Source organism: Streptococcus sp. ELY_90, assembly GCF_058314475.1.
Genome location: NZ_JBZFUJ010000003.1, coordinates 44,074 through 59,087, shown reverse-complemented (window position 1 = coordinate 59,087; position 15,014 = coordinate 44,074). Strand labels below are relative to the sequence as shown.

At 45.4% G+C, this 15,014-nt stretch carries 14 protein-coding genes; 1 reads left to right on the top strand and 13 read right to left on the bottom strand.

Annotation, left to right across the window (positions count from 1 at the left end; all coding sequences use genetic code 11):
* Window positions 1–148: 148 nt before the first annotated feature.
* Window positions 149–1,084 (top strand): bifunctional biotin--[acetyl-CoA-carboxylase] ligase/biotin operon repressor BirA, encoded by a 936-nt coding sequence (gene birA, locus AC4HAF_RS02870; protein WP_491091399.1) that lies wholly within the window; start codon window positions 149–151, stop codon window positions 1,082–1,084.
* Here the strand turns inward: birA and AC4HAF_RS02865 are convergent.
* From AC4HAF_RS02865 to AC4HAF_RS02805, 13 genes are all read right to left on the bottom strand, one after another.
* Window positions 1,065–1,259, bottom strand: coding sequence for a DUF3272 family protein (locus AC4HAF_RS02865; RefSeq protein ID WP_491091400.1), 195 nt, complete (start codon window positions 1,257–1,259; stop codon window positions 1,065–1,067). The two genes, birA and AC4HAF_RS02865, sit on opposite strands and share 20 nt — an antisense overlap.
* 213 nt (window positions 1,260–1,472) lie before the next feature.
* On the bottom strand, window positions 1,473–3,143 hold the full coding sequence (gene dnaX / locus AC4HAF_RS02860; RefSeq protein ID WP_491096591.1) for a DNA polymerase III subunit gamma/tau: 1,671 nt from the start codon (window positions 3,141–3,143) through the stop codon (window positions 1,473–1,475).
* Window positions 3,143–3,640, bottom strand: coding sequence for a GAF domain-containing protein (locus AC4HAF_RS02855; protein WP_491096590.1), 498 nt, complete (start codon window positions 3,638–3,640; stop codon window positions 3,143–3,145). The genes dnaX and AC4HAF_RS02855 overlap by 1 nt, the downstream gene beginning before the upstream one ends.
* Window positions 3,641–3,759: 119 nt before the next feature.
* On the bottom strand, window positions 3,760–4,440 hold the full coding sequence (locus AC4HAF_RS02850; protein WP_491091403.1) for an MIP/aquaporin family protein: 681 nt from the start codon (window positions 4,438–4,440) through the stop codon (window positions 3,760–3,762).
* A gap of 235 nt (window positions 4,441–4,675) precedes the next feature.
* A complete protein-coding gene (locus AC4HAF_RS02845) occupies window positions 4,676–5,461 on the bottom strand; it encodes an L-threonylcarbamoyladenylate synthase (protein WP_027975636.1) in 786 nt (261 codons plus the stop codon).
* A 109-nt stretch (window positions 5,462–5,570) separates the two neighbouring features.
* Window positions 5,571–6,161 carry a 3-isopropylmalate dehydratase small subunit gene (gene leuD, locus AC4HAF_RS02840; RefSeq protein ID WP_491091405.1) on the bottom strand — a complete coding sequence of 197 codons (591 nt, stop codon included), beginning with the start codon at window positions 6,159–6,161 and terminating at the stop codon, window positions 5,571–5,573.
* Between the two features lies 1 nt (window position 6,162).
* Entirely contained in the window at window positions 6,163–7,548 is a 1,386-nt protein-coding gene (leuC, locus tag AC4HAF_RS02835) for a 3-isopropylmalate dehydratase large subunit (protein ID WP_491096589.1), read from the bottom strand.
* Window position 7,549: 1 nt separating this feature from the next.
* Window positions 7,550–7,822 (bottom strand): DUF1294 domain-containing protein, encoded by a 273-nt coding sequence (locus AC4HAF_RS02830; protein ID WP_491096588.1) that lies wholly within the window; start codon window positions 7,820–7,822, stop codon window positions 7,550–7,552.
* The gene (gene leuB, locus AC4HAF_RS02825; RefSeq protein WP_491096587.1) at window positions 7,819–8,853 is read right to left on the bottom strand and encodes a 3-isopropylmalate dehydrogenase; all 1,035 of its coding nucleotides are present in this window, start codon (window positions 8,851–8,853) and stop codon (window positions 7,819–7,821) included. Before leuB ends, AC4HAF_RS02830 begins: the two co-directional genes overlap by 4 nt.
* An 8-nt stretch (window positions 8,854–8,861) precedes the next feature.
* The gene (locus tag AC4HAF_RS02820; RefSeq protein WP_491096586.1) at window positions 8,862–10,427 is read right to left on the bottom strand and encodes a 2-isopropylmalate synthase; all 1,566 of its coding nucleotides are present in this window, start codon (window positions 10,425–10,427) and stop codon (window positions 8,862–8,864) included.
* Between the two features lie 483 nt (window positions 10,428–10,910).
* On the bottom strand, window positions 10,911–12,044 hold the full coding sequence (locus AC4HAF_RS02815; RefSeq protein ID WP_491096585.1) for an ABC transporter ATP-binding protein: 1,134 nt from the start codon (window positions 12,042–12,044) through the stop codon (window positions 10,911–10,913).
* Between the two features lie 22 nt (window positions 12,045–12,066).
* Window positions 12,067–13,512: a sucrose phosphorylase gene (gene gtfA, locus AC4HAF_RS02810; RefSeq protein ID WP_491096584.1), complete on the bottom strand. Its 1,446-nt coding sequence runs from the start codon at window positions 13,510–13,512 to the stop codon at window positions 12,067–12,069.
* A gap of 16 nt (window positions 13,513–13,528) precedes the next feature.
* Window positions 13,529–15,010 carry a glycoside hydrolase family 32 protein gene (locus tag AC4HAF_RS02805; protein ID WP_491096583.1) on the bottom strand — a complete coding sequence of 494 codons (1,482 nt, stop codon included), beginning with the start codon at window positions 15,008–15,010 and terminating at the stop codon, window positions 13,529–13,531.
* Window positions 15,011–15,014 lie beyond the last annotated feature (4 nt).

Genomic DNA, 15,014 nt, shown 5'->3' with positions numbered 1-15,014 from the left:
CATGTTAAAGTGGCTGATCTAAAGAGATAATACAATGAAAATAACCGCTTTTTTATATCTTATTAGAGTAAAAAATAATGCCCTTCCCCCACAGCTGTCTATTTATGCTACAATATAATAAAATACAGATCTTAACAGAGGGTGAACTATGAAAACATATGAAAAAATTTATCAAGTATTGGCTCAGGCAGATGATTTTGTGACCGGAGAGGTTTTGGGAAAAGAACTTGATATTTCCCGGACAGCAGTCTGGAAGGCCATGCAGACCTTGGAGGCCAAAGGACTTGTGATCGAATCTGTTAAGAACAGGGGCTACCGTTTGATTTCAGGAGATCTTTTGCTGCCGGAAGCAATTGAAAAAGCAACCGGAATCAAAGTCTTTTGCAACGAAAAAAGCACCTCAACTCAGCTGGATGCTAAGGCCGGAATTGAAAGGAGAGATCCTGTACCGGCTCTTTATTTGGCCCCCAGCCAAAAAGCAGCCAAAGGACGCTTTAAACGGCAGTTCTTTACTCCGGAGTCCGGCGGAATCTACATGTCCTTGCATCTGCACCCTGAACTTCCCTTTAAAGAACTGCCTGCTTACACCTTGATGGTTGCTTCCAGTCTGATTAAAGCGGTCTCCAGACTGACCGGCATTGATCCTGAGATTAAATGGGTCAATGATATTTACTTGGACGGTAAAAAGATTGCCGGCATCCTGACCGAAGCGGTCTCTTCCATTGAAACCGGGATTATTACCGATGTCATTATCGGTATGGGCATTAACTTTTATGTTACTGATTTTCCTGAAGATTTAAAGGACAAGGCTGCCAGTCTTTTTTCAGAAAAGCCTACTGTTACGCGCAATGAGCTCATTGCTGAAATTTGGAATATCTTTTTTAATATTCCTAAGGCTGATCTCATTAAGGTCTACAAAGAAAAATCACTCGTCTTAGACAGACAAGTGACCTTTGTTGAAAATGATGTTACTTACAGAGGAACAGCCGTAGATATCACTGATGCAGGACAGCTCATTGTCCAGCTGGAAAACGGGGAAGAAAAGGTGCTTAACAGCGGGGAAATCAGTCTTTCTTCTTGGTAGCCGCCAGCACGGCCTTGGTAAACTTAGTGATGAGATAGGCCTTGCGCAGACTGCGAAACAGCAAAAGCCCCCAAAAGCCGGCCCAAAAATACTGACCGTCTAAAACAGCATCATTGAAAAAAATCGTTTCAGTCACGGTTATCAGCACCATGACAGCAAAGTCTTGTTTTAACATACACTTATTGTACCAGAAAAAAAGGCTGATACAAAAAGATTTGTACGGCTTTCGCCGCATCATTAGCTTGTACATGGACAGCGTGCCTTTCAGAAACCAAAAAATACTTTCAAAAAGCCGGTGACTATTTTAAGCTCACCGGTTTTTCTTCTGTATAACTTCAATGCTTCTGACACACCCATCCCTTTTCAACAGCAGCTGCACCCACTCATGTCATTCTTCTTCCAGACTGATCTTATCTGCCAAAAAGTCAAAGCCTTCCGGAATAAAATCGGCTTCTTTGTCAGGTTTTTCGTCTTGGTCAGTCTTAGTTGCTTTGATGCTCTGGGCAAATTCGCTGCGGATAGCGTTGAAGTCTGCCCGCGGTACAGCCATAATCTTTGGTGAAAAACCAGACGCCTGACTCATGATATTGCCAAATATGTCATTGAGGTTCGATCGCTTCATGACCTGCTCGGCATTGAAAGCGGCATCAAAAGCTAAAATTGCATTTTCACTGTTGGCAAGGACAGGTTCAGACCCCATCAAAAGGGCTCGATCCTGCACTGAAATGCTGTCTAAAATCTCATTCCAAGAGCTTTTCAGAGCATCCAGATACTGACGGGACTTTTGGCTGTCTGCCACTGTTTCCCGCATGATAGTCATGACCTTGTCCTTATCCACCTTGTAGCGGAAAGTCTTGGTCTTTGGCTTTTGAGGCTCCTGAGCAGTATCTGTTTTTTGAACAGACTGCAGTGCCTGTTTTAATTCTTTGATTTCGGCTTTTAATCCATCAATTTCCTGAGCCATATCGGCCGGAAGTTCCTGTGTCTGCACCTTGTTTTTGTCTTCACTCAGGCGAATGGTCATCATTTCCGCATAGATTTTAGGATGCGTTCCGTTTTTTATTTCCGGCAGACTCTTCGTCACGGCATCAATCATTCTGAAAACAGCATTCTGAGACAGGGATAAATTGTCCTGAAAGGCCTGCCCTTGATGCGTATTGTCACCGCCTGCCTGAACTATCAAAATATCTCTGAAATAATTGAGCAAATCGGTCGCAAAACGGCTCATGCTCTTGCCGCTGTCAAAAATAATTTCCAGATCGCTCAACGCCTGACTGGTATCATGGTTTAAAAGATCTGACACATAATTATCCAGAGCACTCAGGCTGATACTGCCGGTAATTTCTTCGGCTATTTCCAGCGAAACATGCTTATCGGCAGTCAAGCTGAGAGCCTGATCCAAGATAGAAAGGGCATCCCGCATGCCGCCTTCGGCTCGTTTGGCAATCAAGCTGAGAGCTTCTTCGTCAAAGGTAACTCCTTCTTTTTGAAGAATTTCTGCCAGATGCTCCTGAATAGCCTTGGTTTTAATGGTCTTAAATTCAAAGCGCTGCACCCGTGACAAGATAGTCGCAGGAATCTTGTGCAGCTCGGTTGTCGCCAGAATAAAGACGACGTTTTCTGTCGGTTCTTCAAGCGTTTTTAACAGAGCATTAAAAGCACCGGCAGACAGCATGTGAACTTCATCAATGATGTAAACCTTGTAAGTGGCTCGGCTAGGCGCATAGGTTGACTTGTCACGAATTTCCCGGATTTCATCAACACCATTGTTTGAGGCCGCATCGATTTCGATGACGTCTTCAAGACTGCCGTTGGTAATATCATGGCAGATATCACACTGATTGCAGGGTTCGCCGTCTTTTTGATTCGGACAGTTCATGGCTTTGGCAAAAATCTTGGCAGCACTGGTTTTTCCTGTTCCTCTGGGACCTGAAAACAAATAAGCATGGCTGATTTTTCCTGAAGCAACCGCCTGCTTTAAGGTTGTTGCCACAACCTCCTGCCCAACCATCTCATCAAAAGTTTGGCTGCGATACTTCCGATAAAGTGCTTGATACATTAGTTTTTCACCCCAAACATGTCAAAATTCCAATCACTTGCCTTGATCAGCTCAGAAACAAAAGCTTCCAGATACTCCTGATCGATCGCATCATAATCAGAAGTCAAACGAGAATCCAAATCAAGTACACCGACAATCTGTCCATCTATTGCCATAGGCACTACAATCTCACTCATGGCAGCTGAATCACAGGCGATATAGTTTGTGTGCTTCGTAACATCAGCCACAATCAGGGTTTGTTTGGTCTGAGCAGCTTCCCCGCAGACGCCCTTGCCAAGAGCAATACGAACGCAGGATACATTGCCCTGAAAAGGACCCAAAATCAACTCGTATCCATCAAACAGATAAAAACCTGTGAAAACCGAATTCGGCAAGGTCTGCTGTAAAAGTGCACTGGCGTTGGCCAGATTAGCAAGTGCATTAGGCTCGTCAGCAAAAAGCGCTTTAGCCTGCGCCAGCATGAGTTGGTAGTTTGCGATTTTTTCTTGTCTGTTCATAATTTCTATTATAACAAAAAAACGCCCTCAAGGGCGAATTTTTAAAGGTAAACATTTTTGTGCAGCTCAAAGAGCTGTGGTGACGTTACCCTTAAGCTTTTTAACTGTGAAACAAGGTCTTATTCTTCTGTACCAATAAGCTTGTCTCCGACGATAGCCGCAAGAACACCGCCAACAATTGGTGCACAGATGAAAATCCAGACTTGCTTGAGTGCTTGACCGCCAACAAAGAGAGCAGGTGCTAAGCTGCGGGCAGGGTTAACTGAAAGCCCGGTAATGTTAAGACCAACAAGAATCATCAGAGCCAAAGTCAAACCAATGACAATACCTGCAATTTTTCCGTTTCCTTTGCTTTCAGATGTCACCGTTACAATCACTAAAACAAAGATGAATGTTGCGATTGTTTCAAAGAGAAAACCTCCCAGAGGTGTGACACCGTTTGCCAAGGCGTTTTGTCCAAGTCCGATTTTATCCAGAGACATACCTGAGTTTGTCATCAAAAAGAAGACAGTTGCTGAGGCAAGAATAGCTCCGACGACTTGTGCTGCGATGTAATTGACAAGTTCCTTAGCATCCATACGCTTGTTGACAAACATCGCGATGGAAACTGCCGGGTTGAGATGAGCACCTGAAACGGCTCCGATTGAGTAGGCTGCTGCTACGATAGACAGCCCAAAAGCAAGGGCAATGCCTAGATGACCAACCCCTCCAGCTCCTACGCCATTACCAAAAACAACTGTTCCGGTGCCGACGAAAACAAGGATAAAAGTTCCGATTAATTCGGCAAAAAATTTTTTCATTTTCATGTCCTTTCCTAAATGATATGTTTTAACACAAACCTATTATAGCCTCTCTTCTTTGAAAATTCAATGGATATGACTTGAAAATAAAATGTTTTTCAATAAATCAGTAGTTGATTTACCATAGTTGACACAAATCTTTTCCCTAATTATCTGCGCAGGCCATTCAATCCATCTGCACTGAATGCAGCTGCTCCTGCACTAAAAAATCACCCTTGCGAGTGACTTTTCCTGCTTAATAGTATTCCCCTTGGCGGTAATTCCATGAATTAAAGGTATCTGACAAGTGCATCATGATTTTATCGATGTCAAGACCCTTGCGGATAACGACCGGACATGGCTCAATTGAGCGGCTGTCTTTGCCTTGTTCAGGAATGAGCTTTCCGTCTGCATCCACCATTGAGACCATAACCCCTTGTTCATAGCGGGTTTCAACTGTTTTATCCGGCTGGATAGAGGCAACATAATCATCGGCTTCAATAACAAGGTCAACCTTTGATTCGATGCGTTCACCAATGCCTTCAACCTTGCCGCGGTTGCCCTTGCCTGATGGATTTGCTGATGAGGCATAAACCATACGGCCTTCTTTTTCCCACATTTCCTTGGCCAGCTGTTCTCCGGCAACACCAAACTTGATCACAAAGCATGATGTTCCGCGAGCATCTGTCATCAGCTCTTCACGGCCGTCACCAATGGCCTTCAAATCGGCATAAGCATCTTTGCGCCATGGTAAAATGCAGCCCAAAAGAATATCTTCATCCCAATGTTTTTGGTAAAAAGCTTCAATTTCAGGAGTCAGCTGAGCAAGCGCCCGCAATTCATCCATGCTGCCGCACAAAACCACACCTGGTTTGTTGCGCTTACGCTCTTTGGCATCAAATTTGCGTTCAAGTCCTTCCTTGTCAGCAGTCATGATGATGTAGCCAACCTTGGTCGGACAAACGATAACGCCGCCTTTGCCCTTGATAATTTCAAGACCTTCTTGTGAAAGATTGCCATCCCAATGGATATGTTTTGTCATTAGTTTTCTCCATCTAAATTAATAATACTTTTTTATTTTATCATGCTTAATCCCTAAAAGCAATGTTATTTATTGATTTTTCAGAACTTTCTAAACTTTATAAAACAGCCTACTGCCAATAGCTGGGGCGGTTTTTTTCGTATTCGTTAATCAGGTCTTCGTACTGAAGTGTGATACCGATATCGTCCAAACCGTTTAGCAGCTTATGCTTCCAGTCACCGTCAATGTCAAAGCTGAACTCTCCCACTGGCGAAAAGATTTTTTGCTCGTAGAGATCAACTGTTACCTCATCTGTCGGTGCCAGCCCAGCCAGTTTATCACGAACTTCCCGGGGCTGAATAATGGGCAGGATGCCATTGTTTAAATCGTTATTGTAGTGAATATCGCCAAAAGAACCGGCCACAATGACCTTAAAACCATAGTCCGCCAAAGCCCAGGCAGCATGCTCCCGCGAAGAACCTGCTCCAAAATTATCACCTGTAATTAAGATACTGGCCTTGCGGTATTCCGGCTTGTTAAAAATAAAGTCCGGGTTTTCAGTATAGTTATGATCCAAATACCGCCATTCATACATGAGATACTTGCCGAAACCTTTTTTATCAATTAATTTTAAAAATTGCTTAGGCAAAATCTGGTCCGTATCAATATTGTCGTTCATGAGCGGAACTGTCGTTCCTGTATAAATTGTAAATTTTTCCATATTAAGCCTGTGCCTCCGGTAACTGACGAACATCTACAAAACGGCCGGCAATTGCGGCTGCCGCTGCCATAGCCGGACTGCAAAGATGCGTTTTGGCACCGACTCCCTGTCTGTCTTCAAAATTGCGGTTGCTGGTCGAGGCACAGTGCATGCCTTCAGGAACCTTGTCCGGATTCATGCCCAAACACATGGAGCAGCCCGGATCCCGCCATTCAAAACCGGCTTCCATAAAAATCTTATCTAAGCCAATCTTTTCAGCAGCTCTTTTGACAGGACGGCTGCCCGGCACCACAATGGCGGTCAGATTAGGCGAAATATGCTTGCCGGCCACAAACTTAGCTGCTTCTTTGAGATCACTGAGTCTGGCATTGGTACAAGAGCCCAAAAAGACATAGCCCAGCTCAATATCCTCGGCTGTTTGACCCGGCTGCATATCCATGTAATGATAAGCCCGCTCATCATTCATATCTTTGATTTCAGGAAAGGCCTGACCGAAGGCCACTCCCATTGACGGATTGGTGCCCCAAGTAACCATAGGAGCTAACTCTGAGACATCCATTTCAATGACCTTGTCATACCGGGCATCGTCATCTGAGACCAAGGTCTTCCAATCAGCAACTGCCGTCTCAAAATCCCGAGGAGCACATTCTCTGCCTTTGAGATAGTCAAAAGTCTTCTGATCAGGATTCATAATTCCCATTTTAGAGCCGAATTCAATGGACATATTGCAAATGGTCATGCGTTCTTCCATGCTGAGAGCATCAACCGCTTCGCCCACATATTCGACAACATGGCCCACCCCGACAGCAACACCGTACTTGGCAATCAAGGCCAAAATATAGTCTTTGGAATAAACCCCTTTTTGCGGACGTCCTGTAAATTTAACTAATAATTTCTTTGGTTTCACCTGCCAGATGGTCTGGGTGGCAAAGACGTGCTCTACTTCCGTTGTCCCGATGCCAAAGCCGATTGCGCCAAAAGCCCCGTGAGTGGCCGTATGGCTGTCGCCGCAGACAATAAATTTCCCCGGCTGGGTGCGGCCCGTTTCAGGGCCGACCATGTGCACAATTCCTTGATTTTCAGAACCGTGGTCAGCATGAGGAATTTCAAATTCGACAACATTTCTGGCAAGAGCATCCATCTGCGCCTTAGAGATGACATCGCGAATGTCATAGATATTGACTGTCGGCACATTATGGTCAAAAGTTCCGAAGGTCAGATCAGGACGGCGAACCTTTCTGCCTGCGTCCCTAAGCCCCTGAAAAGCCTGAGGACTGGTAACTTCGTGGATATAATGCTGATCCACATACATGAGCTGGGGTTCGCCTTCTTTTCCTGTTATAACATGGCGGTCCCACAGCTTATCAAATATTGATTTTCCACTCATACTAGATTCTCCAAAAAATGTAAATTACAATCATATCTATCAATGATCCTATTAACCAAGCCAGCCAAAAGTAATACTTTCTTATCTTATGCCGAAAGAGGCAGCCTGCCGATAAAGAGCCTATGCCACCTAAGCCAAGACTTTCCAGCAAGAGCGTTTTTTCTGAAATTCTCCAGGCACCGCGTTTTGCTTTACGCTTGTCTATTCCATAAGTGATAAAGACCAGCAGGTTCCAAGCTGCTAAGCTAAGAGAGAGTAGTGTTTTGACAGTCATAAATTAGCAATAACAGCTCCTGTCAGTGCAGCAGTGTCAGCTGAACCGCCCAGGTCACGGGTTAATATTCCCTGAGACAGGGTCTTATCCACTGCGGCTTCAATTAAAGCAGCAGCCTCTGTCTCCTTAAAAGAATCACGCAGCATCATGGCAACCGACAAAATCATGGAAATAGGATTAGCGATACCCTGACCGGCAATATCAGGAGCTGAACCGTGAATGGGTTCGTAAAGGCTCGGTCCATTTTCGGAATGACTGGCTGACGGCATCACTCCCAGCGTTCCCGGCAGCACGCTGGATTCGTCTGATAAAATATCACCAAAGAGATTTTCTGTCACGACCACATCAAAGCGGGCAGGATCTGTAATCATCAGCATGGCTGCGCTGTCTACCAGCTGATGCTCCAAGGTAACATCCGGGTATTCTTGGGCCACTTCATCGGCCATCTTTCGCCAGAGTTTTGATGTTGCCAGAACATTTTGCTTGTCAATACTGGTTACTTTCTTACTGCGTCCGCGTGCAATCTCGAAGGCTTTGCGCAGGATACGGCGAATTTCAGCAGCGGAATAATCATTGACATCACGCGCTGAATCAGCGTTTAACCTATGCTCACCAAAGTAGATGCCGCCTGTCAATTCACGCACAACGACAAAGTCAACCCCTTCAATACGTTCAGGCTTCAAGGGTGATAAGTGCTTGAGAGCGTTAAAGATACGTACTGGGCGGATATTGGCAAAGAGATTGAGCTCCTTGCGGATGGCTAAGAGACCTTGTTCGGGACGAACAGGTGCTTGATCGTATTGCGGACTGCCGATTGCGGCTAAAAGGATGGCATCTGCCGACTTTGCAGCTTCCAGAGTGTCCTTAGGCAGCGGGTGGCCGCCGGCATCAATTCCTGCACCGCCAAAGGCTTTGGCCTGAGTTTCATAAGCAAAGCCTGTTTTAGCAGCAACCGCGTCTAAAACTTCCAGACCGGCTGCCATAATTTCCGGGCCGATGCCGTCTCCTGCCAGTGTTACAATCTTTTTCATTTTTCCTCCTAGTCGTTGCTTGGGTAATCGCGTTCCGAAACTTTGTGCCCGATTTCACCGGCATTTTCTTTTTGAACAAAGGTATTGGCGTTAATATAGGCAATGGCGCTGGCTTTCAAAACGTCAAAGTCAAGCCCAGAAGCATTGAAGATGGTATCTGTATCCACATTTTCAACGGAAACCAGCACCCGTGCCTGAGCATCAATACCGTCTGTAACAGCCTCAATATTGTAGCTGTCCAGCTTAACGGTTTGATTAAAGAATTTATCAATAGCATTAAAGATGGCCTCTACAGAGCCCTTGCCGTTAGCAATAATATCAACTTCTTCGCCATCTTCATTAACCATGATGACCTGTGCTGTGATGGTATCGTCTTCATTTGATGTCAGCCGCAAATCTTTGAAATGGAAGCCTTCCGGATTTTCAACACTGGTTCCTGCCACCAAGGCTCTGATATCCGCATCAGTGATATCATGCTTTTTGTCAGCCAGAGCTTTAAATTTGGCAAAGAGAGCTACAATTTCAGACTCTTCAAAGTCCAGAGCCAGTTCTTTGAGCTTTTCAACAAAGGCATGACGGCCGGATAATTTGCCAAGCGGCAGTGAGCTCTTTTTAACACCAACCAATTCAGGCGTGATAATTTCATAAGTAAGAGGGTTCTTAAGCACACCGTCCTGATGAATACCGGACTCGTGTGAGAAAGCATTCCCGCCGACAACTGCTTTATTTTTAGGAACGGCAATCCCTGAAAAACGCGACACCAATTCAGAAGTATTAACCGTTTCATTAAGCACAATGTCAGAAGAAGCCTCAAAATAATCCTCACGAATATTAAGTGCTACTGCCACCTCTTCAAGAGCTACATTTCCGGCACGCTCACCAATACCGTTGACTGTTCCTTCTACACGGCCTGCACCGGCCTTAATAGCTGCCAGAGTATTGGCTGTTGCCATACCAAGATCATCATGGCAGTGAGGACTGAAAATGATTTTACGGTCAGACTTTACATTTTCAATCAAATACTCAAAAATATGCCCAAATTCTGCCGGCGTTGTGAAACCAACTGTATCTGGAATGTTGATGTAAGTTGCTCCGGCATCGACAGCTGTCTGGACAACTTCCAGCAGGAAGTCAAGCTCTGTACGGGTTGCATCTTCCGGTGAAAATTCAACCACGTCAAACTTAGAACGGGCATAGGCAACATGTTCCTTGATAGCTGCCAAAATTTCTTCCTTTGATTTTTTGAGTTTAAACTGACGATGGATTGGGCTGGTCGCAATAAAGACATGGCATTGAGGAAATTTGGCATCCTTGATGGCTTCATAACAGGCATCAATGTCAGATTTGACTGAGCGCGCCAGACCGGACACAGCTGTCGTTGTCATCGCTGCTGCAATTTGCTTAACTGCTTCGAATGAATCCGGACTGGCTGCCGGAAAACCTGCTTCAATGGAGGAAATACCCCACTTTTCCAGCTGCTTAGCGATAGCAACTTTTTCTTTTACCGAAAAATTAACGCCGGGCGTTTGCTCACCATCACGAAGTGTCGTGTCAAGAAATTCAACCTTATGCATAAGATACCACCTTCTAATTGAAAAAATCATAATAGCCTTAAATAGATTTACGACAGCTCCCAGTAGGCTGTTAAACCGTTTTACAGACTTGAATCCAGCCGTCAAACCGGCATACTGTCTTTGATCCTTTAAGCCACTATATAAATAAAAAAACATCTCACTCGGAAATCCAAGCGAGATGTTTGTTATCCCGCTTGGTAAGCCAAACAGGACTAATGCTTTTGCACTAGCCCTCACACCTCAACAACAAAGCGTCATTTCGTGTAAACATTTGACTTTTTCCTTTCAGATGTAACTTGTTATTATCATACCTTTTTTTAAAATGATTGTCAATATCATTTAAGAAATTTTCTGAAAAATCAAACAATGAATTCCAACTGCTTTTTCAAAAACCAAACAGCTATATACATAAAACCATGGCTGCAGCATTCTGCGCTATAAGCAGAAAAAACGGAAAATTCTCCGTCTCTTCCTTTATTTGACTCATCGGATAGCTTGCTTGGTCTGTGCATCAAAGAAGTGCCCTTTGGCTACATTGAAGGTCAGCTGAACCTTTTCTCCCGGCTGATACACATCACGGGCATCCACCCGGGCTGTGAACTCATTTTCTCCCAGCCGGACATACAGCATGGTCTCTGACCCCAACAGCTCTGAAACCTGAACCTCTGCTGCCACTGTCGCTGCCGGATAAGTCTCTTGAGCAATGGGCCGGCTGGACAGATCTTCCGGACGGATTCCAAAGATCACTTCCTTGCCCAGATACCCTTTGCTTTCCAGAAGCTTAGCCTGACCCTTCGGCAGACCAAGCTCCAAGCCTCCCTCGCCAACCAAGCGCTCTTTCTCAACAGTCACCTTGAAGAAATTCATAGCCGGGCTGCCGATAAAACCTGCCACAAACTGGTTAGCCGGCTGATTATAAAGCTCCTGCGGTGTTCCAATCTGCTCCACTCGGCCAATCGTGCCTGACCCGTCTTCATTTTTAGTCGAACTCATGATGACAATACGGTCGGCCAGAGTCATGGCTTCGGTCTGATCGTGGGTCACATAGATGGTGGTGGCGCCGATACGGCGATGGATCTTGGCAATCTCTGCCCGCATGGACACCCGAAGCTTAGCATCGAGGTTAGAGAGCGGCTCATCCATCAAAAAGACCTTGGCATCCCGGACAATGGCCCGTCCCATGGCCACCCGCTGGCGCTGACCGCCTGAAAGGTCTGCCGGCTTGCGGTCAAGAAACTCGCTCAAGCCAAGAATCTGAGCAGCTTCTTTCACCCGCTGATCAATAGCGTCTTTGGAATATTTGCGGAGTTTGAGCCCAAAGGCCATATTGTCATAGACACTCATGTGCGGATAGAGGGCATAGTTTTGAAAGACCATGGCAATATCACGGTCCTTGGGAGCCTTGTCATTGACCACTTCATCATCAATGCTCAGCACTCCCTTGCTGATGTCCTCGAGACCCGCTACCATGCGCAGAGTAGTTGACTTCCCGCAGCCTGACGGACCGACAAAAACGATAAATTCCTTATCCTTAATCGTCAAATCAAAATCCTCAACCGCATAATGGCTGGTATTGGGGTATTGTTTATAAATGTGATTCAAACGTAATTCTACCATAAGCTTCTCTCTTTACTCCTTTTTAGTCAAAATAGATGGGTTGATCATTTTCAGTAACACGGTAATCAAGTGTTTTCAAATTAATCTCCGCCCTTGCCTCTACCGTTTTAGCTGCATTGCTGCGGGTAATAATCACGGTGTTTTCATCCGGATTTGTAACAGTAATGTTTCCATCAAGGTCAAAGGCTGCCGACTGATTGCGGTAGGTAAACAGCTTGAGCAGGGATTTAACAATGGGACGCTCAACTTCCTGCGCTAGTTCCTCACTCGTATAATAGTGGCGGTTGATATTGCGCCCTTCCTTGGTCTTCTCCAAAAGTTCCAAATCATTTCTGCCGGCCAAGAAACCAACATAGTAGACCTGCGGAATTCCCGGAGCAAAGGCCTGAATGAGACGGGCCGCAAAATATCTGCGGTCATCATCGCCAAGCGCCGAATAATAAGTCGTATTGATTTGATAAATATCTAAGTTATTGTACTCAGCCGTTGAGTATTTGCGGTTGACATTGGCGCCGACTTTATAGAGCTCATCTGAGGTATAGGCAATTTCTTCGTCCGTTAAAATGTCCTTGACATCTACAACGCCGATCCCATCATGGGTATCCAGGGTCGTGAATTGTTTCATGGGACTCTTTTTCAGCCAGTCTGCCAGACGCTTGGCTTTTCCGCTGTAGAGCGAGTAGAGCGTCACCATGGGCAGGGCAAAGTCATACACAAAATAGTCATGATCCGCCAGTTTAAACTGGATGCTATAATGCTCATGGATTTCCGGTAAGATATCAGCGCTGGCTGATTGCGCCATCTCCTGCACTTTAGAGAGCAGATCCCAGATTTCAGGCTCCACAAAGAAATCATTGGTATCTACTTTTTTCACGGCGTAAGCAAAAGCATCCAAGCGAATCAGGTCACAGCCGTTGGCTGCCAGGTGTTCGATGGTCTCTTTGATGAAGTCCATAGTCACTTGTTTGGTGACATCAAGGTCGATCTGCTCCTCACCAAAGGTATTCCAGAGATGTTCCGTGCTGCCGTCCGCAAAGACAATTTCCTGCATGGGCGCGCGGTCTTTGCGCTTATAAATCAAATCCACATCGGCCTGAGTAGGTCGGCCCTGCGGCCAGAATTTTTCCCAGCGCAGGAATAAATCTGCATAGGCCGAAGCTTCTTTTTTAGCTTGAAAATCCTTATAGTATTTCGACTGACGCGAGATATGATTGATCATAAAGTCAAACATAAGATAGTACTTTTCTCCCAGGCGCTTGACATCAGCCCAGTCACCAAAGGCAGGATCGACCTCATCGTAGGCAATGGGGGCAAAGCCGCGATCCCCGGTTGAGGGAAAGAAGGGCAGCAGGTGCACCCCGCCGACGGCCGCACCAAAGTAGCGCTCCAGATTGTCTTCTAATTCTTTTAAATTCTTACCCAGGCTGTCTGAGTAAGTAATGAGCATGGTTTGATTTTTGATGGACATAGTGAACTCCTCATCTTCAGTTAACTCTAATCGTTGAAACGGATAATGTCTGAACCCTTGTCTTTCCTTGAGAACGAAGGGACAGGCAATCAGCAGCAGCTTTTTCATAAAAGGTCATGGACAGTGTTTTTTCCTGATTAACAAAGACTTCAACAGACGATGTGTCTCTGACGATCTCAAGCTCCAAATCAGCAGCAGCTAAATCGCTGACATCAAGGCTGCGGCTGTTCAAAACCGGATTTTCCAGCCCCTTGATTGCATAGCCGAAGTTTTCTCGGCTTAAACTCAGCAGCTGCTCATCAGCATTGTAAGTCAAACTGATTGCCGCCCTGCCGTCTGCTTGTAAAGGATAAAGCAATTCCCATGAAGACTCTCTCGAAATGTTGAGCTCAATGAATTGCTGAGAGCCCGTAATAGCGCTAAACTCCAAAGGATGATCCGATGTCAGCTGTCCCTGCCATTCTTTAACTGTCTCACAGTAATCATAGAGCTGCGGAGCTGGTTCTTGACAGAGTCTGAGATTTTTCACACTCAGCTTTCTTGGCAGAGTCATCATACCGGCCCATCTGTGGCCTAGGTCATGTGTCGGAATATTACGCTGCCACATCTGCATCCAGGCAATCATAATGCGATTGCCGGAATCATCCAAGCAGGTCTGCGGCGCATAAAAATCCAAACCGCTGTCAATCTCATGATAATTGTCAACACTTAATTTGCCGCTTTCCCAGTCAAGTTCTCCGATAAAAGCTACAGTCGAATTCAAATTTTTATAGGCATGGCCTTGTGCCTTCATTTCAATCGGTGAGACGAGCAGCACCCATTTACCATCCAGCTCAAACAAATCCGGGCACTCCCACATAATTCCTTGTTCTGGCGTGCCTTCTAAGAGAACCGATTTAAAGGCCCAGTCTCGAGTATTGTCCGATTGAAACAGTAAAATCTGCCCTCTGCTGTCACGCGTTTTTGCAGCAACAACCGCATAATAACGGCCGTCTTTGGCAAATATCTTCGGATCTCTGAAGTCTGCGATATCCGCGATACCTTCTATATGAGACTCCGCAATGACAGGGTTCAAAGGCGATTTTTCAAAAGTAATACCGTCCGTAGAATAAGCCATGCACTGAGTCTGCTTGATTTTACCGTCTTGATTGACGAAACCGGTGTACATGAGAACCAGCTGATCATTAGCAACAACTGCACTTCCTGAAAAGCAGCCGTCTCTATCATAAGGCTCATCCGGCGCCAGAGCTGCAGGCAAGTCCTCCCAGTGGATTAGATCCTTTGATTTGGAATGGCCCCAGTGCATGGGACCCCAAACACTGTCATAAGGATAAAACTGATAAAAAAGATGGTACTCTCCCTTGTAGTAAACAAAACCATTGGGATCATTTATCCAGCCGATCGGCCCCATGACATGAAATTTTTCTCTGTAGCGGCTGTCTGTCTCACTTTTATGTTTTTCAATATACTGGTTAACTTTGTCAATACTTCTTCCCATTTAC